Genomic DNA, 21,272 nt, shown 5'->3' on the forward strand with positions numbered 1-21,272 from the left:
GATGGTCGACACCCTGACTCCGGCCCAGCGATCCGAACGCATGTCGCGCATTCGGTCCAACAACACGAAGCCCGAAGTCGCCCTGCGCAAAGCCCTTCATCGACTCGGGTTTCGGTTTCGGCTCCAGGGCCGTCGATTGGTAGGCAAGCCCGACATCGTGCTTCCGAAGCATCGCACGGTCATCTTTGTTCACGGTTGCTTCTGGCACCGGCACGCAGGATGCAAGATCGCAACGATGCCCAAGTCCAACACTGAGTTTTGGGCCGCGAAATTCCGTCGCAATGTGGCTCGGGACGCCTCGGTCATCGAGCAGTTGCAATCTGCTGGTTGGTACGTGTTTGTTGCCTGGGAATGCGATCTTGGCTCGCCCGCGAAGGTAGCCGCCACCGCTGATGGAATCGCAAGTGCTATCCGGGCCAGAGCGAGCTAGAACTCACTAGCGCTGCATCCGGTTCGAAGCTGACGCAGATGCAATCATTCTTTCGCCCGCATCCCTTTGCGTCATCCCCATCGTACGCGCCGCCATCCACTCCGGGACATGCCAGCTGGCTGGCAATGAACGAGCAATCGCACCCGGCAATATCGACCAGAGCAAAATGCCTGCGATCAGGCCTCCCACACCAACCCAGATCAGCCACTTCACCTGCTGATCCGCGGCCTGACCACGCTCTATAATGCCATCAATCCGTCCAATCGACCGCGACAAAGCGTCGCGCGCCTCCTGCAAAAGCGCGTGATCCTCGGCGCGGGCTTCAACGCTCGCTTTGACGATCGCCACCGTCAGGGTGGCCGGTGATAGCCGGGCTGCTGGACTCCGTTCGAGTCGATCGATGCCGTCGGCCGCTCCTTTCAACGCTTCGGCCATCTCACCAAGCGTTGTGCTGTAGTCCGGTATCCGCTCGCGGGCTGCGGTCAGCCCTTCAAGCGCAACGCGCGTCAGGCTAACCTCGCCGCGCAGGGCTTCGAACGCCTGGGCAATGTCGTCGGTTGGGGCGGCTTGGGCAAGATCATCGGTCATGATCGGAGCCTACAGGCCCAGTCCGCGGCCACGCGAGAGGGCGGGTACTTGTTGGAGGTCATGGGACAAAGATGCCCCACTCAGCTTCCCGATTCCGAGTTCTTTGACGCGATTCCGGAGCAGCGACTCGAGCTGGGGATCACGGTGAAGGCTCTTGGCCATGTCGGTCATGCTCTCCTTCACGCCACGAACCGCATCATAATCCCCGGCGCGGTTGAGCGCGTGGAGCCGGCGTGTCTGCCGCTGCCAGTCTGCGACGAACTGGTCGGCACGCTGCGCGGTGCCGATCCGTACTTCGGCTTCGAGCGCCATCGCGCGGATTGCTGCGGCGGTCTTGCCGCTGGCCGCCTGGTCGACCAGCGCAAGATCCGCGTTCAAGGCACTGCGTAGATCGCGGGCAGCGTTCGGCCGTACCGCGTCGAGCGCCTTGCCTGCTTCGGCAAACGCGATCTTCTGGTGCGGCAACTCCGGCAGGTTTGCCTTGCGCATACGCAGGATATCGGCGGCGGCGCGCGCGTAGCGCTCGACCGCCTTGTCCAGCGGCGTTGGCTGGGCCTCGATTGCCGGCGCCGGCTTGATCCGGAGCCCGGCGAACGGATTGCGCGGCGGTGGCAGTGGCGGCGCGCGCTCCGGCCCAGGCGCTTGCCGGTAGTCCGAGGCCATGTCCTTTCCCCGTTCGCGCGACAGCGCGCGCACCAGCTTGCCCTGGTCGGTAAAGTCGTCCCGCCCATAATGGAGATCGACGCTGTCGCGATGCCGCGACAGCGCGACATAGGCAGCGTGGCGATCGAGGCCGGGCGTCGCGAGCACATGCACTCGGTCAACGGTCACGCCTTGCGATTTGTGCACGGTCGCCGCGTAGCCATGATCGATGTTTGCATAATCCTTCACGTCGAACGCGACCGATCGGCCATCGTCGAGCATCACCGCCATCCGGCCTTGCGTGACCGACTGCACTTGCCCAAGTGTACCGTTCTTCACGCTAAGGCTGCGCTCGTTCTTGAGGAACAAGACCCGGTCGCCCCTCGCGAACTGCCGCTCGCCGCGCTCGGCGCGAAGCGTGACATCCTCGCCAAGCTCGCCGCGCGCACGCAGCCGCTCGCGCGCCGCGATGTTGAGCGCGCGAACCTCATCATTGGTGTGGGTGAGAATGATCCGCGTTGAGCCTGGCGAAGCGTTGCGATCTCGATCCCACCGATCGATCAACTCGCCCCGAGCCTGCTCACGAGTTTCGGCGGCATGGATGCGCTCGCGTTGATCATAGGAGGCGACCGCCTCCGCTGTCCGTCCGGTCGCGAGTTGCCGGGTCGCGTCGCGCTGCCAGTCATCGCGCTGGCGGCGGATCTGCGTAATCTCGACGCTGCCGTGACGCTCGGCAGTCGAGCGGAACGCGGCGCCAGCCTCGATCGCCTGAAGCTGCTCGGGATCGCCCACCAGCACGACCTTGGCGCCGCGCTTTTCGGCTTCACTGATGACGCGCTCCATCTGGCGCGTGCCGATCATCCCGGCTTCATCGATCACCAGCACGTCGCGGTTCGTCAACAGTTCGCGACCCTGCCCCCATTGGTGCTCCATGCTTGCGATCGTGCGCGATGGGATGGCAGAGCCGCTTTCGAGATTCTCGGCGGCGATACCGGACAGGGTAATGCCATGGACGGCGTAGCCGGCACCCTCCCATGCTTCGCGCGCAACACCCAGCATCGCGGACTTTCCGCTGCCGGCATAACCGATGACGACACCAAGACCCTTTGAATCGGTGACGTGCTCGTACGCGCTACGCTGCTCGGGCGAGAGGAACATGCCCCGCGCCGCCGCGCGCGCCAAAGCGGTGTCGCGGTAGCGATCGGCGACCGCGTGATGATCGCGGTTCGCCATGACACGAGTTGCGCGTTCGAGCCGCTGTTCGGTCTCGACCATGGCGCGGCTGGTGAACCGCTGTTCGCCGCGCCCGTCCTTTCCGAGCGCGACCAATTCGGGAGCGGCCTTCACCGCTGCCATCACCCGGTCGAACTGCTCCTTCCCGTCGCTGTGCCTATGGACGAACATCGCGAGATCGCGATTGGTGAACGTCGCCTGTTGGTGCGTGATCGCGTCGAGCGCGAGGGCCGGGCTCGCCAACAGCTTCTCGCCGTTCGCGCGGGCAATGGTCTGGTGTTCTTCGAGCCGCTCGGACTCCAGCCCCTGCGACGCCATGCGCGACGCCGCCGGCCCAATCTTGTGCTGCGGCTCAAGCTCGATCCCCTGCGCTGCAAGCGAGCGGTGATCGATCCGTGCGTCGATATCGAGTTCGGCCAGGCGCTGGTTGACGTGATCGCTCCAGCGCTCGCGCCATTTCTCCAGAAGGTCGGCGCGGTTCCAGTCGCGGTTCTTCTTGCCGAATCCGTCCTCGCCGACCTCGCGCATTGTCAGCATCACATGTGCGTGGGGCTTCGCCATGCCGTCGGCGCCGACATCCCAATGCACGTTGAGATCGGCGATCATCCCGCGGTCGACAAACTCGTCGCGGACGAAGTCGCGGGCGAGCGCAATACCAAATTCTGTGGATAGCTCGCGCGGAATCGCGAACTCGATCTCGCGGGCGAGTTGGGCGTCGATCCGCTTCTCGGCCGCCTCGACCTCGTTCCAGAGCTTTTCGCGGTCGGAGAGGTTCTCGGGGGCGCCGTCCGGCAGCATCACTTCCGAGTGAACGACACCGGCCTTGTTCGAGAAATCGTGGTGCCGGTCAAGCCGCTCGTCGTGCAGCCGTGAGGCAGAACGGTAGGCAGCGGAAGCAACCGCGCTCGATCCATTGGCGCGGGAGATGACCTTGGCCGAGAAATGGTAGATCGCCATGACGGCGATCCAATTACACCTAAAGCAGCACGTCGGCACGACGTATAAGCGCGCCCTCGAAAGATTTCATCAATCTCGGGACACAAAGGTCCCAAGAGATTTCACGACATTGAGCCTGATCGACCGAGGCGATAACTGGTCCGTCCTCGACAAGCAACAAGAGGACTGACCCATGCGCAAACCCCGCGACTTTGATTCGGAGATGAAGGCGCTCAACGAGCGGGCCAAACTTCTGAAAGACCGCAAGCTATATCAGCTGGGCGAGCTGGTGATCGCGACGGGCGCGGATTCTCTGTCTGTCGAACATCTCGCCGGAGCGCTGTTGGCTGTGATCGAAACGAAAGACGGCGCGACAATGGAGGGCTGGCGCAAACGCGGCGCTGCGTTCTTTCAACGGACGGCGCGCAAATCTGGCAGCAATGCTGGTCACAGCGTTGGCTGCAAGCCGGCGGGTCACGACGTCGCGGAATCGGCTGCTCGCGAAGCTGGCGCGTAGCGGAACGAAAGACTGGCAAGTGAAACGCCGCAAACGGACGCGCCAGTTGATCGAACTAGGCGGCCTGATCGCCAAGGCTGGACTGATCGAACTGACCGACGACGACCGCGCCGTGATACTCGGTGCCTTGGTGGAAGTCGCGGCGCGGCTGCGAAGCGCAGAGCGGGAAGCATTCGTGATGCTCTGGCGACGGCGGGGAAAACGCGCTTTCGTAAGCGACCCTGAGGAGCGGGATGGATCGATCCGCGACTGATCCTATTCGCGGGCTGCTTCCCGCAGCGCGGCAAGCCGCTCCCGGCAGACCGCCTCGACAATCCCGCGAAGGCTCGCCACGCACCCGGCCAGTGCGGTCAGATCCTCGCCGCTGATGGCGTAGCTCGGCGAATAGCGCGCCTCGACATATGCACGTTTCAATCGTTCGAACCTGCTGCGGTCGAGCCGGGTTGAACGCGGCCATGCGTCGATCAAGCGAGGCTCCTTGTCCTCGGCAAGCGAGCGCAAAAACTTGATGTTGTGCGAGCGCGGGAAATAGAGCGTCTGGACCAGCAGATAGCAGATATAGAAGCGCTCTGTTGCCTGGTGTAGCTCAAACGCGGCCTTCTTTAAGCGCCCGCGTTCCAGGTTCGATTGGAAGTCGTCGAAGAACTCGTTTGCGCTGGGATACCAATCGTCGAAATACGCTTGCGCGATGCGGTAAGCGTCGGCCCGCGTCAGGGGCATCGGCGTCGCGAGCTGGTGACAGGGCAGTTCGTAGAGCGCGATGCCATCACGGGCGATATCGACCCAGAAATATTCGCCGCGCTTGAGGGCCGAATTCACCTCGTCGAGCGAATGCACGATGATGTTGACCGGGCGCGCGATTGACGGGTCACGCAGGATTTTATCCTCGGCGACATACCAGTAATCGGCGACGTCGGTGAGGTCGGCGTGGCTGACGATGACCAGCAGGTCATAATCGGACTGATAGCCGTTTTCTGCCTCGTCGACCCAATCGTCGCGCGAATAACTCCCGAACAGAATGATCTTGTAGATCTTGCCGTCCCGACGATGTGGCTGCGTCGCGCGCGCGATCGCCGTGCCGAACTCGTCCATCAGGATGCGCTGCACATGCGCCAGTTCGGCTTGCTGAACTTCTGGGAGATGATCGAGGTCGGATTTCACGTTGTCTTCCTAGCGGCACGCCATGCGCGCGCCAACCTCGCCGGCCATGCCGGCGAGGTCGCGGTTTTCATCAGTCTCCCTTTCCGGTGATCAACCGAAAAAGACGTTTCCACCCCGACACCGGCGCGGGGTCGTTGAGGACCCTGTGCAGTTGCAAAAGCGCTTGCGCGAATTGCCGCTCCACCTGGCTGACGCTCAGCCCGGTCCGCTCCGAAATCTCGGGATAGCCCATGTCATCTAGCCGAATTGCCAGGAAGATCTCGCGCCGCATCTTGGGCATGCGGCGAAGGCCGATTTCCAGCCGGGCGATGATCTCGGCATCGGTCAGGCCTTCGAGCATCACACCGCCTCCGGTGCGAACGCGAGCAGATAGTCGGCCGCCTTGCTCGCAGCACTCGCCGCCCGGAAAATCGCTTTCTCATCCTCGCGCAGCACGGCAAGCCAACTCCCGACATAATCGGCGTGGCGCACGGTCGGCCGGATCGAGAGCGAGGCGCAGGCGAACGCGCTCGCCATTTCCGCCACAAGTTCCTCGCGTGCATATTCGGCGCTGCCGAACCCGCCGCGCTGGTTGCGATCGAGACGGCTGCGATGCCCGGTCCAATGCCCAAGCTCATGCAGCGCGGTGCGGTGCCAGTTGATCGGCTCGCGGAAGGCAGTCGGCGGCGGCACCGCGACATAGTCGGCGCCCGGCGAGTAATAGGCTTCAGGTCCGCCAACCCGGAAGTCAGCGCCGCTCGCCTCGATAAGCGCCTGCACCTGCGGCAGGATATCCACTTTGGCGGGAAGATCGGGCGTACCGGTCAGCCTATCCGGAAGCCCCTCGCACTGGTCGACATTGAACACCGTGAACCGCTTGAGAAACGCAATCTGCCGCGCGGCGCGATCCTCGTCCTGTGCCCGCGTCTCTTCGCCCTTGGGCGTGAAGCGATCAGCGTAACAGACAACGGTCCCCTTTTCGCCGCGCCGGACGTTGCCGCCCGCCGCCTGTGCCTGCCGATAGGTCAACCAGCGCTGCGAGGAATACCTACCTTCGATCACTGCCGCCCAGAGGATCAGCACATTGATCCCTGAATAGCGCCGCCCGGTCCCTGCGTTGTGGGGCATAGTGCAGCCACACGCCACACCATCCCACGGTTGAACCCATGGCAGCCGGCCAGCTTCCAGCTCGGCAATCACCCGCGATGTCACCTCGGCATAAAGGCTCTGCCGATGGTTTCCGGTCCTTTCTTCCATCTTACTCACTCCAAACACCGCAACCGGCGCCGGAATGGCGGGGTGGGCGGCAGGAGCGGACCGGCAGTCCCGCAAGAGCGACGGGTTGCACCCGAAGGGGCCAACGAAGTGCCGCACCCGAGGCCTGCCTCGGGTTGCTGCCCGCCGCTGCGGGACTAGAGGGAAGCGACGCCCACCCCGCCAGTTCGAGTGCCGGAGGCACAACGCCATCGCGCCTGCGCGATGCCCGCACACCGGAGCGAAGCTCCGGCATGCGTCATGCGATCGTCATCCGAATGGACCGAGACGCTCAAAGAGCGACTCGGCGACGCGCAAGCGGCGTAGAGCGCGGTTACGCCGAAGGCGTGAGACGCCCTGGGACTCCGGCCTCGATAACGGCCCCTACGCCAGAGCATCTTTTTGGGCGCTATAGGGCGCTCACCGGTGCAACTCGGACCTAGCCCTCTTGCACCTTCGCCCACGATCCCAATCCTGTTCGCGGGGAGCCAAAGCTACGCAGACAGGACCAGCCATGACCGACATTCCCGACCGGATACTTCGCCTGAAGGCGGTTCTCCAGCGGACCGGACTCAGCCGCTCGACGATGTACCGGAAGATGCAGAACGGCACGTTCCCGAAGAACGTCCAGATCAGCACCCGCTGCAAGGGCTGGCGCGAAACGGCGGTCAACGATTGGATGCGCAATCCCATGTTCTATAGTGCAGATGAACACGGCCAGTAGGAGGGCTTCGCCTTGGCTATGATTCGATCACCGCTTCGCAGTGGGCCTCCAGCAGAAGGCCGATCGGGGAAGATGTAGAGTCGTACTTGTCCTTCAGGGCTTGGCGCACTCCGTCGAACGCCGCCCGGCTGATACGAAGACCATCTCCCGCTCGGCGTCCCTGTCCAAGCATAAGCGGTTTAAGCCGGTCCAGGACTCGCGGGGCTGTCCAGACCGGTAGCTTGAGGGCGCCATGCATGTACATGTTCGCCCAACCGTTCACGCGACGAAGAATAGAGAATGGTACCTCCGAAAATATTCGTGCTTCGAAAGGGCGTATGGCCTCGAATAGTGCCGATATCGGTATTGGTTCGAATGCCCCGGCGCTGTCCGAAACGCGGCCATAGATGCCAAATGCGCGGCGGAGCCTTATCTCGATAGCTTGACGGATAGACCCGATCACAAGATCAGAATGGTTCTCTACAAAGCTGAGCTGAAAGCTGCCATGGCCATAAATCGTCTGCTGGGCGCCGAAGAAGAAGGTGTGCAGGTGCTCGACCTCATTCTTGCCGACGCCGAAGACACCGGGGACCTTGCGGCTCCGTTCGGCCCAATGCTCGAGAAGCACAACGCTGTCGAACAAGACCTGATTGACGAAGCGGAGAACGTTGCCAAAGACTAAAGCCGCCTCTACGTCCGGGCTGTCTCTAGGAACGCGGGAGATGATAGCATCCATCTCCTGCAGGAAGAGGGTCGCGTGAGCGGCATAATAAGCGTCGTCAACTTCCTTCCGTTGCAGGTCACCAAGACTCTTCGGAATAGCGGCGCCCAGCAAATCGTCGACCGGTGCCTTGGATGGGGCCTTTCCAACTTCATTAAGGAAGACCTCTTCGAACAATGAGCGGCCGACAAGCCACCAATCGACGATCGCGCTCCAGTCTGCCGCCGCTTCCTTGGCAGTGACGGGCTTCATCCTGCACGCTTCGCGCTTATACTCGTCGATCAATGTCGCCATGGCCCTGCTCTCCGCGTTTCGCACAAAAGGGCTAGCATCCGCGAGGGAGAGCTGCACGTGATCAGAACATTGGACATCTTCATCGACGACACCACTTGGCCCGCCTCGGGCGCGCCGCCGTTCCCGGCGACCTTCAGCGCTGGCATGTCCGGCTGGAACGTGCCGATCCTTCCGACCCTGCTGCTCATCGGTCAGTTGACAACCCCGCAACTCGCGCGCGGCGTCTCGCTTAGCGAGTTCTGGGCGTGGGTGCGGTATCTTTACGCGGTATCGGCGGACAGCGACCTTCGGATCTCGGTGGATTTCGCGAACTTGGACACGCACCAGAAGACGATCTTGAGCGATGATTTCGGCATGGGTGTGCCGATCGGCTTTCTCATCTCATCGCTCGGCCTGACCGACTGGAGCGACGGTCGATACTTCATGGATCGGATGAGTGCACTTGTAAGTGGGCCACTGCCGGTGCCGCGCAAGCGCGGGCCGCGCAAGGCTCCTGATTTCGTGTTCATGGACCATGCCGGCGCGCTGCACGTCGTCGAGTGCAAGGGCGGCCAGAGCGGTCCGGACGCACGCGACCGTCAGCTGTCGCATACGACCACCAAGGGCGAGCCTTCGGGCGGCGTCGTTCAGAAGCGCATGGTCCTGCTTCCCGCCCACCGTCAGGGACAGCGGCTTGCCTGCGGCCTGTCGCTGGCTGTTTCCGGCAGACCTGGCCCAAGTGACCTTAAAATCGTCGATCCGGAGTTTGATCCCGAGTTCGATTTGTCGGAGGTAGACGACACAGTGATCGGCGATCCTGTGGTCCGCTCTGGGTTGGCGAAGGCGCTACGCGGCGCGGGATTCGGGGCCACTGCCGCTGCCATCGCGGCACCGAGCGGCCTGTCCGCACGGGCGAAGCCAATCGAGGAGAGCCCTGCCGTCCTGCGGGCAAGCCGTCGGCGCGTGGTCGACCAGCGCATTGCAGCGGCGCGGGCCGAGATGATAGCGCCCGCCGCCGTGACCTTCACGATCGGTGACACGAAGCTGATCGGGCGCGAGGTCTCCATGGTGCTACCGGTCCCGCTGACAATCGAGGGGGCAACTTATCGCCGCGCAATCATTCGGCAGGGGGTGACCCCCGACCTAATTGGCAACGTTTTGGAGACCGGGCTGCTTGAGGGGCCGCTGGCCTCGTTCGGGTTGCACAAGGCCGGTCTTGGCGGGATGGCCCTCATTACCGAGGGCGCACGCGGCGAGCTGCGGGTCGGCGGCACTTTCGCCAGCGAGATCATCCTTGAGAAGAACGCGGGTCCGGCGGAGTCATCGGCGCAGCCGTGACCGTCTCGGATTCAAGCGAGTGCCTTTCACGACTAATACCTGCGCACCTGAAAACCGAAATCGTCGGTATCGCCAAAGAGCCGCTCACCGGTGAAGCGCTCTTCCAACGACGGAGCCGACAGCCGCGCCTCCCGCATTGCCAAATGATCAGTGGCCCAATCGAGAAAGCCGGCGACGCGTGGCGCCGGATTTACGGGCGCTTGTTTTGCAAGAAGCGCCATCAGCTCGCGAAGCCGGTCGAGTTCCTGGAGTTCTCCAAGGATCGCCCCAAGGGCTGAGGTACGACGTTCCTCGACATGCTTGGCCCGGGCCTCAAGCTGACGAAGACGGAGTACTTCCTCTACTCGTTGCTGCTCTGCGGCACGCCGGAGCTTGTCTTCGGTCTTGGCAGCCGCAAACACAGCGAGGCCAACCGCGATATCGGCCGTCATGTTTTCGAGCCGCTGGATCTTGGCATCGCGATAGCTGCGACGCGGTGAGCCGCCCCAAAAACAGACCTGCTCGAATTCGAACGAGAGTTGTCCGGTTGGCCGATAATCCCATTCAGGAAAGCGCGGTCGGTCAAAGCTGTAGGTGCGCCAGGAATCGGCCTTCGATGCCCGCTCGCGCTTGAGGAGCCACGCCTCTTCCTTCGCCTGTTCGGCCTCCGTCAGGATGTGCTTCTCGCGCTTGGTCAGCTCCGAGATCGCAAATCCAACGCTTTCGGCCTCGTCTCTGAAACGCGCCGAAGGCTCGCCATCGATCAGGCTAAATCCCTGCATTGCCGCTGCCTGCACGATCTGGCTCAGAATCGCTCCAAGGCGATCGATCGTCTCGGGCGCGACTTCGCATTTGATAAGGCCCGGTCCAGCAACGGAGACGATGCCGATGGGCGAAGGCTTGGCCTTCCTCAACTTCGCAAGCGTACGCTCAACGATCGGATGAGGCGCCGCATCGAGCTTCTCCCCAGTGGCCAAGATTCGTGCCTGTTCACGCACCGCCGCGATCGAAGGCTGCTCCTGAGACAGTTCACCACCGGCAATGGTGATCTTGTCCTCTGACCCGACTTTTGCCTTGGGAAGTGGCGTTTGCTTGACGTTTTTCCCCGCCGCCTTCTTCGCCCACCATCCAGGAGGGGGAGTGGGAACGTCGTGCTTCCTGCTAATCTTGTGGAGCGCAACGTCCGAGATCGCGAAATCCTTGGCCAAGTGAGTCATCGGCTTGGACCAGACGAGATCGTAGAACTCGCCGCGCGTGAAAACTCTGGCCAAGGTTCATCCTCCCAAAGGCAATCGTGTCAGCAGCCGTTCGACGTCGAACGGCGGGGTGCGATCACGCCGCCTTCTTGTCCATCGAGCGGGCGAGTGCTTCGGCACGAAGGCGGTCCAGCTCATCGGACCATGCCTGCATCATGCGAACGCGCTCGTCCCAATATTCACCTCGGGCATAGACCCGCCGCACGGAGTTCGCGTCGACATGGGCAAGCTGCCGTTCGATCGCGTCCGGAGTCCAATTCCCGGATTCATTGAGAAGCGTGCTCGCCATCGCGCGGAAACCGTGCGTGGTCATGCGGCCTCCGCCATAGCCAAGGCGCTGAAGTGCGAGGTTCAGGGTGTTCTCGCACATCGGGCGATCGCGCTTCCCCTGACATGGGAATAGATAGCGATGCTTGCCGCTCACGGGGTGGATGTCAGCGATGATCGCGAGTGCCTGCTTCGACAACGAGACATGGTGCGGCCGACGCATCTTCATCTTCTCCGGCGGGATCGCCCAGACGCCTTCCTCGAAATCGAACTCCGACCACTCTGCCTGGCGCAGCTCGCCCGGGCGTACAAACAGATGTGGCGCCAGCCTTAAGGCGACGTGGGTTACGCGGTAGCCGTCGAACCCGTCGATCGCGCACATCAGCTCGCCGACTTCTGCCGGCTTTGTCAGCGCGGCGAGATGCTTCACTTTTGGGGCGGTCAGCGCGCCGCGCAGATCGGCACATACATCACGTTCCGCGCGTGCCGTTGCGACTGCATAGCGGAACACCTGACTACAGGTGCCGCGCAGGCGACGTGCCGTTTCATAATGGCCCTTGGCTTCGATACCGCGCAGGACCTCATACACCTCATGGGCGGAGATGCGATTGATCGGACGCGTTCCAAGCTTGGGATAGGCGAAGTCGAGCAGCCAGCGCTGCTTCTGCAACGTGATTTCCGCGCGGCCCTCGCGCTCGCATTTGCTGTACCATTCCTCGGCCACGACCTGGAACGTGATCTGCTCGGCAAGCTTTGCGGCTAGCTCTTCCTCACGAGCAGCGGAAACCGGATTCTTCCCGTCGGCGAGAATTTTCCTGACTGAATCGCGCTTGGCCCGCGCGTCGGCAAGGCTGACATCTGGAAATACGCCAAGAGCCTTCGTTTGCTGCTTGCCGCCCCACCGATAGGCCAGTCGCCAGTAGCGCTGCCCAGAGGGCTGAACGAACAGATAGAGGCCGCCTGAGTCGCTAACCTTGTACGGACGCTCCCTGCCCTTGAGGGAGCGGACTTCCAATGCGGTGAGAGCCATGTTGGTATCTCCCATTGTCGGCACCCGGAAATACCAACAATGATGCCAACATCGGATCGGGATGCAGTGGCACGTCGCGGGTCTTCCCGAGCCAGTTTATGGCAGAAAACCGTGGTTTTTTCAAGCTTTCGGGATCGTTTGGGACCCCCTGAAAAGGGGGCCCTGGTGCCCAGAAGAGGACTCGAACCTCCACGCCCTTGCGAGCGCCAGCACCTGAAGCTGGTGCGTCTACCAATTCCGCCATCTGGGCACGGGGTAGGGGGCGCGCTCTATTGGAGGGTCGGGCGACTGTCAACAGCGCGTCGGCATCGCAGGTTCGGCCCGGACCATCGTCCCGCCGCTTGCCGTTTGGCCGGCCACACGGCATGGGGGCCGCTCGCACGAGGCTCAAGAGGCAGGCATGAAAGACAGGCTGGTAACGCTCATCGGCGGCGGCGGATTTCTGGGGCGCTATGTTGCACAGGAACTCTATCGCACCGGCGCACGGGTGCGAATCGCACAGAAAAGGCCACGCGACGCCTGGTTCCTCAAGCCGCTGGGCGGACTTGGCCAGACCCAGTTCGTCGCCGCCGACGTCAGCCGGCCCGACACCATCGCGCGCGCGATCGAAGGATCGGACCTGGTCGTCAATCTCGCCGGCACCTTCGGCAGCGCGATGCAGAAAGTGCATGTCGACGGCGCGCGCAACATCGCCGAAGCGGCGCGGCGGAGCGGCGTAGACGCGCTGGTCCACCTCTCCGCGATCGGCGCAGATCTCGATTCGCCGGCCGCTTATGGCCGGTCCAAGGCGCAGGGTGAGCGCGCAGTGCGCGAAGCCTATCCCAACGCCACGATCCTGCGCCCGGCAGTGGTGTTCGGCCGCGAGGATGCCTTTGTGAACCGCTTCGCCGCGATAATCGCGGTCGCGCCGGTGGTGCCCGTCCTGCGTGCCGGGGCGCGCTTCCAGCCCGTCTATGTCGGCGACGTTGCCGCCGCAGTGGCGAAGGCATTGGCGGATCCAGAACACCATGGCGGCCAAACCTATGAACTGGGTGGCCCCGACGTACTGACGATGGCCGCGCTCTATCGCTGGATCGCCGGCGCGATCGGACGCGACGCGCGATTCGTCGAACTTCCCGACGCGCTGGGCGGACTGATCGCGATGTTTGGCGCTTTGCCGGGCGCGCCGATCACCAGCGATCAGTGGCGGATGCTCCAGCGGGACAATGTCGTCGCTGCCGGTGCCGAAGGACTGGCGCAGCTCGGCATCACCCCGACTCCGCTGGCTACCGTCGCGCCGAGCTGGCTGGTGCGCTTCCGCCGCCATGGCCGGTTCGGCCAACTCGGCGCGGCCGCCTGACCCGACTCAGCCAGACCTGGTGCGCCAGCTCTGCGCTGGCGCGCGCGTGAACGAGAGGCCTTTCTGCCCATGACCGAATATCTCGTCGCGATCCTGCTCGGCATCGTCGAAGGCGTCACCGAGTTCCTCCCGGTATCGTCGACCGGGCATCTGATCCTCGCCAGCGAGCTGATGGGCTATGATGCCGCGCAATGGGCGGTGTTCAACATCGCGATTCAGCCCGGCGCGATCTTGGCCATCGTCGTACTCTATTGGCGGACTTTCCTGGCGGTGTTCAAAGGCCTGCTGCGCTGGGAGCAGGCGTCGATCGCGTTCGTACGCAATCTGCTGATCGCTTTCATCCCCGCCGTGATCCTCGGGCTCGCCTTTGGCGACCAGATCGACGCTTTGCTCGAAAATGCCGTGGTCGTCGCCTGGGCGCTGATCGTCGGCGGTGTCGCGATCCTCGTCGTCGAGCGATTCGCGCGGACCGAGAATGTGCTGGGAATTTCAGGGGTTTCGACCGCCCAGTCGATCAAGATCGGGCTGGTCCAGTGCCTCGCGATGGTTCCCGGCGTGAGCCGGTCGGGCGCGACGATCATGGGGGCGATGGCGCTGGGCGTGGATCGCCGCACCGCCGCCGATTTCAGCTTCTTCCTAGCGCTGCCGACGCTGACCGGGGCGACGGTGTTGCAGCTCTACAAGCATCGCGACGCGATCACCGCCGATGGGATGGGGCTGATCGCAGTGGGATTCGTCGTGAGCTTCGTCGTTGCGCTGGCGGTGGTGAAGGCATTCCTGGCGATCGTGACGCGCCACGGTTTCGCGCCGTTCGCCTGGTACCGGATCGTCGCGGGTGCATCCGCTTTAGTCTGGCTCGGAATGCGATAAGTCCGAAACGGCCCTAAAACGACTGAATTACATAGACGGGAGTGGGCCCAGCGCAAGAAAGCGCATAAATAGGGCAGTGATACTGCTTTATTTATGCGTGAGGCTCGGATAGTGCCGCGCGCATGGCAGACGATTCTATGCTCAAATTCGTGGCGCGCGGGCAGCAATACCCGGCCAAGCGCGAGGCTGAACTCCGCGCGGAGGACTTTCGCGAGATTGCGGACCGCTACGCCGTGCCCGATGCCGAGGCGCAGGCCGGGCGCTGCTCGCAATGTGGGGTGCCCTACTGCTCGGTGCATTGCCCGCTGCACAACCATATCCCCGACTGGCTGCGGCTGACCGCCGAGGGGCGGCTGCGCGAGGCGTATGAGCTCAGCAACGCCACGTCGACGATGCCCGAGATCTGCGGCCGGATCTGCCCGCAGGACCGGCTGTGCGAAGGCAATTGTGTGATCGAATTCTCGGGCCACGGAGCGGTCACGATCGGGTCGGTCGAGAAGTTCATTACCGACAAGGCGTGGGACGAAGGCTGGGTCGAGCCGGTGCGGGTCGGCCCCGCGCGCGGGCAATCGGTCGGCGTTATCGGCGCGGGGCCGGCGGGGCTCAGCGCCGCCGAATATCTCCGTGAGATGGGTTATGACGTGCACATCTATGACCGGCACGACCGCGCCGGCGGGCTGCTGACCTATGGCATCCCGGGGTTCAAGCTCGAAAAGCATGTCGTCATGCGGCGAGTCGAACGGCTGGCCGAGGCGGGAATCGTCTTTCATAGCAGCTTCGAAGTGGGCCGCGACGCAACGATGGAGCAATTGCGCGCGAGGCACGACACGGTCCTGATCGCCACCGGCGTCTACAAGGCGCGCGGGATCAAGGCGCCGGGGGTCGGCGCGTCGGGCGTGGTCGAGGCGCTCGACTATCTGACGGCGTCGAACCGCAAGAGCTTCGGCGACACGGTCCCCACGTTCGACGACGGCAGCCTGAACGCCGACGGCAAGCATGTCGTGGTGATCGGCGGCGGCGACACCGCGATGGACTGCGTGCGCACCGCCATCCGCCAGGGCGCGGCGTCGGTGAAGTGCCTCTACCGCCGCGACCGCGCCAACATGCCGGGCTCGCAGCGCGAAGTCGCCAATGCCGAGGAGGAAGGCGTCGAGTTCGTCTGGCTGTCGGGGCCGGAAGCGTTCGATGGCGGCGACAGAGTGACCGGGGTGCGCGCATCGAAGATGCGGCTAGGCGCACCCGACGCCTCGGGGCGCCGCGCCCCCGAAGTCGATCCGGGCGGCGCGTTCCAGCTGCCGGCGGACCTTGTGATCAAGGCGCTCGGCTTCGAGGCCGAGGATCTGCCGAAGATGTTCGGCGCCGAGGGGCTGGGCGTTACCCGCTGGGGGACGCTGCGCACCGACGGCAAGTCAATGATGACCAGCCTGGAGGGCGTGTTCGCGGCGGGGGATATCGTGCGTGGCGCGAGCCTGGTGGTGTGGGCGATCCGCGACGGGCGCGATGTCGCGGCGCACATGCATGCGTGGATGCGCGCGAAGGCGAAGGTGGCGGCATGAGCAGGATCTCGACGCTGGGCCTCGGACTCGCTCTGGCACTCGCCCTCCCTTGCTCGGCAATGGCACAGGCTGTTCCCCAAGCGACGCCCGATCCCACGCGCCTCGCGGTCGCCGACAAGGTGGTCGCGAAGCTCGTTCCGCAAGGGACCTATCTGCGAATGATGCGGGACGCCTTCCCGCAGATGATGGACGCGATGGTCGCCCGGATGAGCGGGATGACGGCGGCCGATCTCGGCGAGAAGGACAAAAGCGGCAAGACGCTGGAGCAGATGGCGGCCGAGAAGGATCCCGCGTTTCGCGAGCGGATGAAGATCCTGACCCGCGTGATGGGCGAGGAAATGGGCAAGTTGATGGACAGGCTGGAGCCGCGCGTCCGAGTCGCTTTGGGCAAGTCCTTCGCGCGGCGCTTCACGCTCGAGCAGCTCACCGACCTCGAGGCCTTCTTCGCGACACCGAGCGGCGCCGTGTTCGCGAAGGATTATCTGCTGACCTTCATGGATCCCGAGATGATGCAGGAGATATCCGCAGCCGCGCCCGAGATGATGCGCGCGATGCCCGGCATCATGCAGCGCGTCCAGAAGGAGACGGCGCATTTGCCGCCGCCGCCCAAGCCCGAGGGCGAAACCGAGGCCGAGACCAAGCAATGACCAGCGAATCCGAATGCGAACGCCTTGCCCGCGAAGGCATGTACCGCCCCGAATATGAAGGCGATGCCTGCGGCGTCGGCATGGTCGCGGCAACCGACGGGCAGCCGTCGCGCCGCGTCGTCCAGTCGGCGATCGATGCGCTCAAGGCGGTGTGGCACCGTGGCGCAGTCGATGCCGATGGCAAGACCGGCGATGGCGCCGGCATCCATGTCGACTTGCCGGTGCGCTTCTTCGACGACGCGATCGCCGCGGGCGGGCACCGCGTGCTGCCCAACCGGCTCGCCGTGGGCATGATCTTCCTGCCGCGCACCGATCTGGGCGCGCAGGAAGCCTGCCGGACGATCGTCGAATCGGAGATCATCGAGGCCGGCTACACCATTTATGGCTGGCGCCAGGTGCCGGTCGACGTGCGCGTGATCGGGATGAAGGCGCAGACGACGCGTCCCGAGATCGAACAGATCATGATCGCCGGACCGCTGCCGGGCGCAGTCGATGCCGCGGAATTCGAGAAGAACCTGTACCTGATCCGCCGGCGGATCGAAAAGCGCGTGATCGCCGCACAGATCAGCGGCTTCTATATCTGCTCGCTGTCGACGCGCTCGATCATCTACAAGGGGCTGTTCCTCGCCGAGAGCCTCAGCGAATTCTATCCGGACCTCAAGGACGAGCGCTTCACCAGCCGCGTCGCGATCTTCCACCAGCGCTATTCGACAAACACTTTTCCGCAATGGTGGCTGGCGCAGCCGTTCCGCTGCCTCGCGCACAATGGCGAGATCAACACGATCCGCGGCAACAAGAACTGGATGCTCAGCCACGAGATCAAGATGGCGAGCCTCGCTTTCGGCGAGCAATCGGAGGACATCAAGCCGGTAATTCCGGCGGGCGCTTCGGATACCGCTGCGCTCGATGCCGTGTTCGAGGCGATCTGCCGCTCGGGACGCGACGCGCCGACTGCCAAATTGATGCTGGTTCCCGAAGCGTGGGACGACGACACACCCGCCAGCCATCTGTCGATGTACAAATATCTCGCCAGCGTGATGGAGCCGTGGGACGGCCCCGCAGCGCTGGCGATGACCGACGGCCGCTGGGCCGTGGCCGGGGTCGACCGCAACGCGCTGCGTCCGCTGCGTTATACCCAGACCTCGGACGGCCTGCTGATCGTCGGCTCCGAGACCGGGATGGTCCAGATCGCCGAATCCTCGATCCTCGCCAAGGGCCGGATGGGCCCCGGGCAGATGATCGCGGTCGATCTCGAGAACGGCGTGCTGTTCGACGACATGGCGATCAAGGACCGCATCGCCGGCGAAGCGAACTATGCCGCGATGATCGGTGAGTTCGTCACGCTCGACGATCTGCCCGCAGCCGAGACCGGCGGCTATTACGACCGCGCCGAGCTGACCCGCCGCCAGGTCGCGGCGGGGCAGACGCTCGAGGATATGGAGCTGATCCTCGCGCCGATGGTCGAGACCGCCAAGGAAGCGATCGGATCGATGGGCGACGATACGCCGCTCGCGGTGATTTCGGACAAGCCGCGGCTGATCAGCCAGTTCTTCCGCCAGAATTTCAGCCAGGTCACCAACCCGCCGATCGATTCCTTGCGCGAACGCCAGGTTATGACGCTCAAGACGCGGTTCGGGAATCTCGCCAACATCCTCGACGTCGAGGGCAGCAAGAGCCCGGTGCTGGTGCTCGAGAGCCCGGTGCTGACCAATGCCGACTGGTATCGCCTGCGTGCGCATTTCGGCGGCCAGTGCGCCGAGATCGACTGCACGTTCGACGCCAAGGGTGGGCCCGAAGGCTTGCGCGCCGCCATCGCGCGAATCCGCTACGAGGCCGAGCAGGCGGTCCGCGCCGGCTGCACCGAATTGTTCCTGACCGACGAGCATCTCGGCGCTGACAAGGTGGCGATCGCCGGGGTGCTCGCCGCAGCGGCGGTGCACACGCACCTCGTGCGGCGGGGGCTGCGCTCTTATGCCAGCGTCAACGTCCGCACTGCCGAGTGCCTCGACACGCATTATTATGCAGTGCTGATCGGCGTCGGCGCGACCACGGTGAACGCCTATCTCGCCGAGGCCTCGATCGCCGATCGCCAAGCACGCGGGCTGTTCGGCGAATTGAGCCTCGCCGAATGCCTCAAGCGGCACCGCAAGGCGATCGACGAGGGGCTGCTCAAGATCCTGTCGAAGATGGGGATCGCGGTGATCTCGTCCTATCGCGGCGGCTATAATTTCGAGGCGGTCGGGCTAAGCCGCGCCTTGGTCAACGACCTGTTCCCGGGCATGCCGGCGAAGATCTCGGGCGAAGGCTATGCCTCGCTCCACTTGAACGCGATGATGCGCCACGAAGCGGCGTTCGACCGCGCAGTGGCGTCGCTGCCGATCGGCGGCTTCTATCGCCAACGCCACGGCGGCGAGACGCATGCCTATTCGGCGCAGCTGATGCATCTGCTGCAGACCGCGGTGTCGACCGACAGCTATTCGTCTTACCTGCAATTCTCGCGCGGGGTGCGCGATATGCCGCCGGTCTATCTGCGCGACCTGCTCGAGTTCAACTTCCCCAATGAAGGCCTGCCGATCGACCAGGTCGAGGCGATCACCGAGATCCGCAAGCGCTTCGTGACGCCGGGCATGTCTTTGGGCGCGCTGAGTCCCGAGGCGCACGAGACGCTGGCGATCGCGATGAACCGGATCGGCGCCAAGGCCGTGTCGGGCGAGGGCGGCGAGGACCGGCTTCGCTACACGCCGTACGAGAATGGCGACAATGCCAATTCGGTGATCAAGCAGATCGCCTCCGGGCGGTTCGGGGTGACTGCCGAATATCTGGGCGCGTGCGACGAGATCGAGATCAAGGTGGCCCAGGGCGCCAAGCCCGGCGAGGGTGGCCAGCTGCCCGGCTTCAAGGTCACCGAATTCATCGCCAAGCTGCGCCACGCGACTCCGGGGGTGACGTTGATCAGCCCGCCGCCGCATCACGACATCTACTCGATCGAGGACCTCGCCCAGCTCATTTACGACTTGAAGATGATCAACCCGCGCGCGCGAGTGTGCGTCAAGCTGGTCAGCTCGGCGGGGATCGGCACGGTCGCGGCGGGCGTCGCCAAGGCACATGCGGACGTGATCCTCGTCGCCGGCCATGTCGGCGGCACCGGCGCCTCGCCGCAAACCTCGGTCAAATATGCCGGCACGCCGTGGGAAATGGGGCTTACCGAAGTCAATCAGACGCTGACCCTCAACGGCCTGCGTGGGCGGGTGACCTTGCGCACCGACGGCGGGCTCAAGACCGGGCGCGACATCGTCATCGCGGCGATCCTCGGCGCCGAGGAATTCGGCATCGGGACATTGAGCCTGGTGGCGATGGGCTGCATCATGGTGCGGCAATGCCATTCGAACACGTGTCCGGTCGGCGTGTGCACCCAGGACGAGCGTCTCCGCGCCAAGTTCGTCGGCACGCCCGAGAAGGTCATCAATCTGATGACCTTCATCGCCGAGGAAGTGCGCGAGATTCTCGCCAAATTGGGGTTCAGCAGCCTCGACGAGATCATCGGGCGCACCGAATTGCTGCGCCAGGTCAGCCGCGGTGCCGAGCATCTCGACGATCTCGACTTGAACCCGATCCTCGCCAAGGTCGATGCCGACGATTCCAACCGGCGCTTCAGCTTGAGCACTTTCCGCAACGAGGTCCCCGACAGCCTCGACGCGCAGATGATCCGCGACGCGGCGGCGGTGTTCTCGCGCGGCGAGAAAATGCAGCTGACTTATTCGGTACGCAACACGCATCGCGCCGTCGGCACGCGGCTGTCGTCCGAGGTTACTCGGAAATTCGGCATGTCGACGCTCAACGACAATCACGTCCAGGTCAGGCTGCGCGGCTCGGCCGGCCAGTCTCTCGGCGCGTTCCTGTGCAAGGGCATCACGCTCGAAGTGTTCGGCGATGCCAACGACTATGTCGGCAAGGGGCTTTCGGGCGGCGTCATCGTCGTGCGCCCAATGGTGAGCTCGCCGCTCGCCTCGCAGGACAACACGATCATTGGCAACACCGTGCTCTATGGCGCGACATCGGGCCGGCTGTTCGCGGCGGGCCAGGCGGGCGAGCGGTTCGCGGTGCGCAATTCGGGCGCGGAAGTGGTGGTCGAGGGCTGCGGCGCCAATGGCTGCGAATATATGACCGGCGGCACCGCAGTGGTGCTCGGCAAGGTGGGCATGAACTTCGGCGCCGGCATGACCGGGGGCATGGCTTTCGTTTATGACCCCGACGCCGGCTTCGAAGCCCGCGCCAATCCCGAGAGCATCGTCTGGCAGCGGCTGTCCTCTGCGCATTGGGAGGCCAAATTGCGCGGACTGATCGAGGCGCATGCCGAGGCGACCGACAGCAAATGGTCGCAGGGTATCCTCGAGGATTGGGACCGCTCGATCGGACATTTCTGGCAGATTGTGCCGAAGGAAATGCTCACCCGGCTGCCCTATCCGCTCGACGACAGCGTGGAGCTCATCGCGGCGGAGTGACGTTCAGCCTAGGCTAAGCCGTTGCGAATGATATATAAGGCGTTCCTGACG

Annotated in this window: 18 protein-coding genes and 1 tRNA gene; 10 read left to right on the top strand and 9 right to left on the bottom strand. The window is 63.9% G+C overall.

Features of this window, described 5'->3' with window-relative positions; genetic code table 11:
* Position 1 precedes the first annotated feature (1 nt).
* A complete protein-coding gene (locus E5A73_RS09940) occupies positions 2-430 on the top strand; it encodes a very short patch repair endonuclease (protein ID WP_135963691.1) in 429 nt (142 codons plus the stop codon).
* A gap of 6 nt (positions 431-436) precedes the next feature.
* Here E5A73_RS09940 and E5A73_RS09945 read toward each other — a convergent pair whose 3' ends face one another.
* Both E5A73_RS09945 and traA read right to left on the bottom strand, forming a co-directional pair.
* Positions 437-1,018, bottom strand: a complete 582-nt coding sequence (locus E5A73_RS09945; protein ID WP_135963692.1) for a hypothetical protein — start codon at positions 1,016-1,018, stop codon at positions 437-439.
* Between the two features lie 9 nt (positions 1,019-1,027).
* Positions 1,028-3,850, bottom strand: coding sequence for a Ti-type conjugative transfer relaxase TraA (gene traA, locus E5A73_RS09950; protein WP_135963693.1), 2,823 nt, complete (start codon positions 3,848-3,850; stop codon positions 1,028-1,030).
* Between the two features lie 172 nt (positions 3,851-4,022).
* Between traA and E5A73_RS09955 the strand changes: the two genes are divergently transcribed.
* Both E5A73_RS09955 and E5A73_RS09960 read left to right on the top strand, forming a co-directional pair.
* Positions 4,023-4,346, top strand: a complete 324-nt coding sequence (locus E5A73_RS09955) for a conjugal transfer protein TraD (RefSeq protein WP_135963694.1) — start codon at positions 4,023-4,025, stop codon at positions 4,344-4,346.
* A gap of 19 nt (positions 4,347-4,365) precedes the next feature.
* Positions 4,366-4,599: a conjugal transfer protein TraD gene (locus E5A73_RS09960; protein ID WP_135963695.1), complete on the top strand. Its 234-nt coding sequence runs from the start codon at positions 4,366-4,368 to the stop codon at positions 4,597-4,599.
* Positions 4,600-4,601: 2 nt separating this feature from the next.
* On the opposite strand, the gene E5A73_RS09965 is transcribed toward E5A73_RS09960, so the two are convergent.
* The 3 genes from E5A73_RS09965 to E5A73_RS09975 all read right to left on the bottom strand — a co-directional run bounded on the left by E5A73_RS09965 (position 4,602) and on the right by E5A73_RS09975 (position 6,743).
* Positions 4,602-5,507 carry a HEPN domain-containing protein gene (locus E5A73_RS09965; RefSeq protein WP_168355896.1) on the bottom strand — a complete coding sequence of 302 codons (906 nt, stop codon included), beginning with the start codon at positions 5,505-5,507 and terminating at the stop codon, positions 4,602-4,604.
* 70 nt (positions 5,508-5,577) lie between these two features.
* A complete protein-coding gene (locus E5A73_RS09970) occupies positions 5,578-5,847 on the bottom strand; it encodes an RNA polymerase sigma factor (protein ID WP_135963696.1) in 270 nt (89 codons plus the stop codon).
* Positions 5,847-6,743: an ArdC family protein gene (locus E5A73_RS09975; protein ID WP_135963697.1), complete on the bottom strand. Its 897-nt coding sequence runs from the start codon at positions 6,741-6,743 to the stop codon at positions 5,847-5,849. Before E5A73_RS09975 ends, E5A73_RS09970 begins: the two co-directional genes overlap by 1 nt.
* A 511-nt stretch (positions 6,744-7,254) precedes the next feature.
* Between E5A73_RS09975 and E5A73_RS09980 the strand changes: the two genes are divergently transcribed.
* Positions 7,255-7,464 (top strand): helix-turn-helix transcriptional regulator, encoded by a 210-nt coding sequence (locus E5A73_RS09980; protein WP_135963698.1) that lies wholly within the window; start codon positions 7,255-7,257, stop codon positions 7,462-7,464.
* Between the two features lie 16 nt (positions 7,465-7,480).
* Here E5A73_RS09980 and E5A73_RS09985 read toward each other — a convergent pair whose 3' ends face one another.
* On the bottom strand, positions 7,481-8,458 hold the full coding sequence (locus E5A73_RS09985) for a hypothetical protein (protein ID WP_135963699.1): 978 nt from the start codon (positions 8,456-8,458) through the stop codon (positions 7,481-7,483).
* Between the two features lie 57 nt (positions 8,459-8,515).
* Here E5A73_RS09985 and E5A73_RS09990 point away from each other — a divergent pair, with 57 nt between their 5' ends.
* Positions 8,516-9,775 (top strand): hypothetical protein, encoded by a 1,260-nt coding sequence (locus E5A73_RS09990; protein ID WP_135963700.1) that lies wholly within the window; start codon positions 8,516-8,518, stop codon positions 9,773-9,775.
* 32 nt (positions 9,776-9,807) lie between these two features.
* On the opposite strand, the gene E5A73_RS09995 is transcribed toward E5A73_RS09990, so the two are convergent.
* The 3 genes from E5A73_RS09995 to E5A73_RS10005 all read right to left on the bottom strand — a co-directional run bounded on the left by E5A73_RS09995 (position 9,808) and on the right by E5A73_RS10005 (position 12,557).
* Complete coding sequence (locus tag E5A73_RS09995; RefSeq protein WP_240700121.1) at positions 9,808-11,025, bottom strand: hypothetical protein; 1,218 nt, start codon at positions 11,023-11,025, stop codon at positions 9,808-9,810.
* Between the two features lie 61 nt (positions 11,026-11,086).
* Positions 11,087-12,307, bottom strand: a complete 1,221-nt coding sequence (locus tag E5A73_RS10000) for a tyrosine-type recombinase/integrase (protein ID WP_135963701.1) — start codon at positions 12,305-12,307, stop codon at positions 11,087-11,089.
* A 163-nt stretch (positions 12,308-12,470) separates the two neighbouring features.
* Positions 12,471-12,557: transfer RNA gene (locus E5A73_RS10005), tRNA-Leu, on the bottom strand.
* Positions 12,558-12,707: 150 nt separating this feature from the next.
* On the opposite strand from E5A73_RS10005, the gene E5A73_RS10010 reads away from it, so the two are divergent.
* The 5 genes from E5A73_RS10010 to gltB all read left to right on the top strand — a co-directional run bounded on the left by E5A73_RS10010 (position 12,708) and on the right by gltB (position 21,221).
* Complete coding sequence (locus tag E5A73_RS10010; RefSeq protein ID WP_135963702.1) at positions 12,708-13,646, top strand: complex I NDUFA9 subunit family protein; 939 nt, start codon at positions 12,708-12,710, stop codon at positions 13,644-13,646.
* A gap of 69 nt (positions 13,647-13,715) precedes the next feature.
* Positions 13,716-14,516: an undecaprenyl-diphosphate phosphatase gene (locus E5A73_RS10015; protein WP_135963703.1), complete on the top strand. Its 801-nt coding sequence runs from the start codon at positions 13,716-13,718 to the stop codon at positions 14,514-14,516.
* 122 nt (positions 14,517-14,638) lie between these two features.
* A complete protein-coding gene (locus E5A73_RS10020) occupies positions 14,639-16,072 on the top strand; it encodes an NAD(P)-dependent oxidoreductase (protein ID WP_135963704.1) in 1,434 nt (477 codons plus the stop codon).
* Complete coding sequence (locus E5A73_RS10025; RefSeq protein WP_135963705.1) at positions 16,069-16,719, top strand: DUF2059 domain-containing protein; 651 nt, start codon at positions 16,069-16,071, stop codon at positions 16,717-16,719. The genes E5A73_RS10020 and E5A73_RS10025 overlap by 4 nt, the downstream gene beginning before the upstream one ends.
* Positions 16,716-21,221 carry a glutamate synthase large subunit gene (gltB, locus tag E5A73_RS10030; RefSeq protein WP_135963706.1) on the top strand — a complete coding sequence of 1,502 codons (4,506 nt, stop codon included), beginning with the start codon at positions 16,716-16,718 and terminating at the stop codon, positions 21,219-21,221. Before E5A73_RS10025 ends, gltB begins: the two co-directional genes overlap by 4 nt.
* Positions 21,222-21,272: the final 51 nt, after the last annotated feature.

The organism is Sphingomonas gei (assembly GCF_004792685.1).
GTDB lineage: Bacteria > Pseudomonadota > Alphaproteobacteria > Sphingomonadales > Sphingomonadaceae > Sphingomonas > Sphingomonas gei.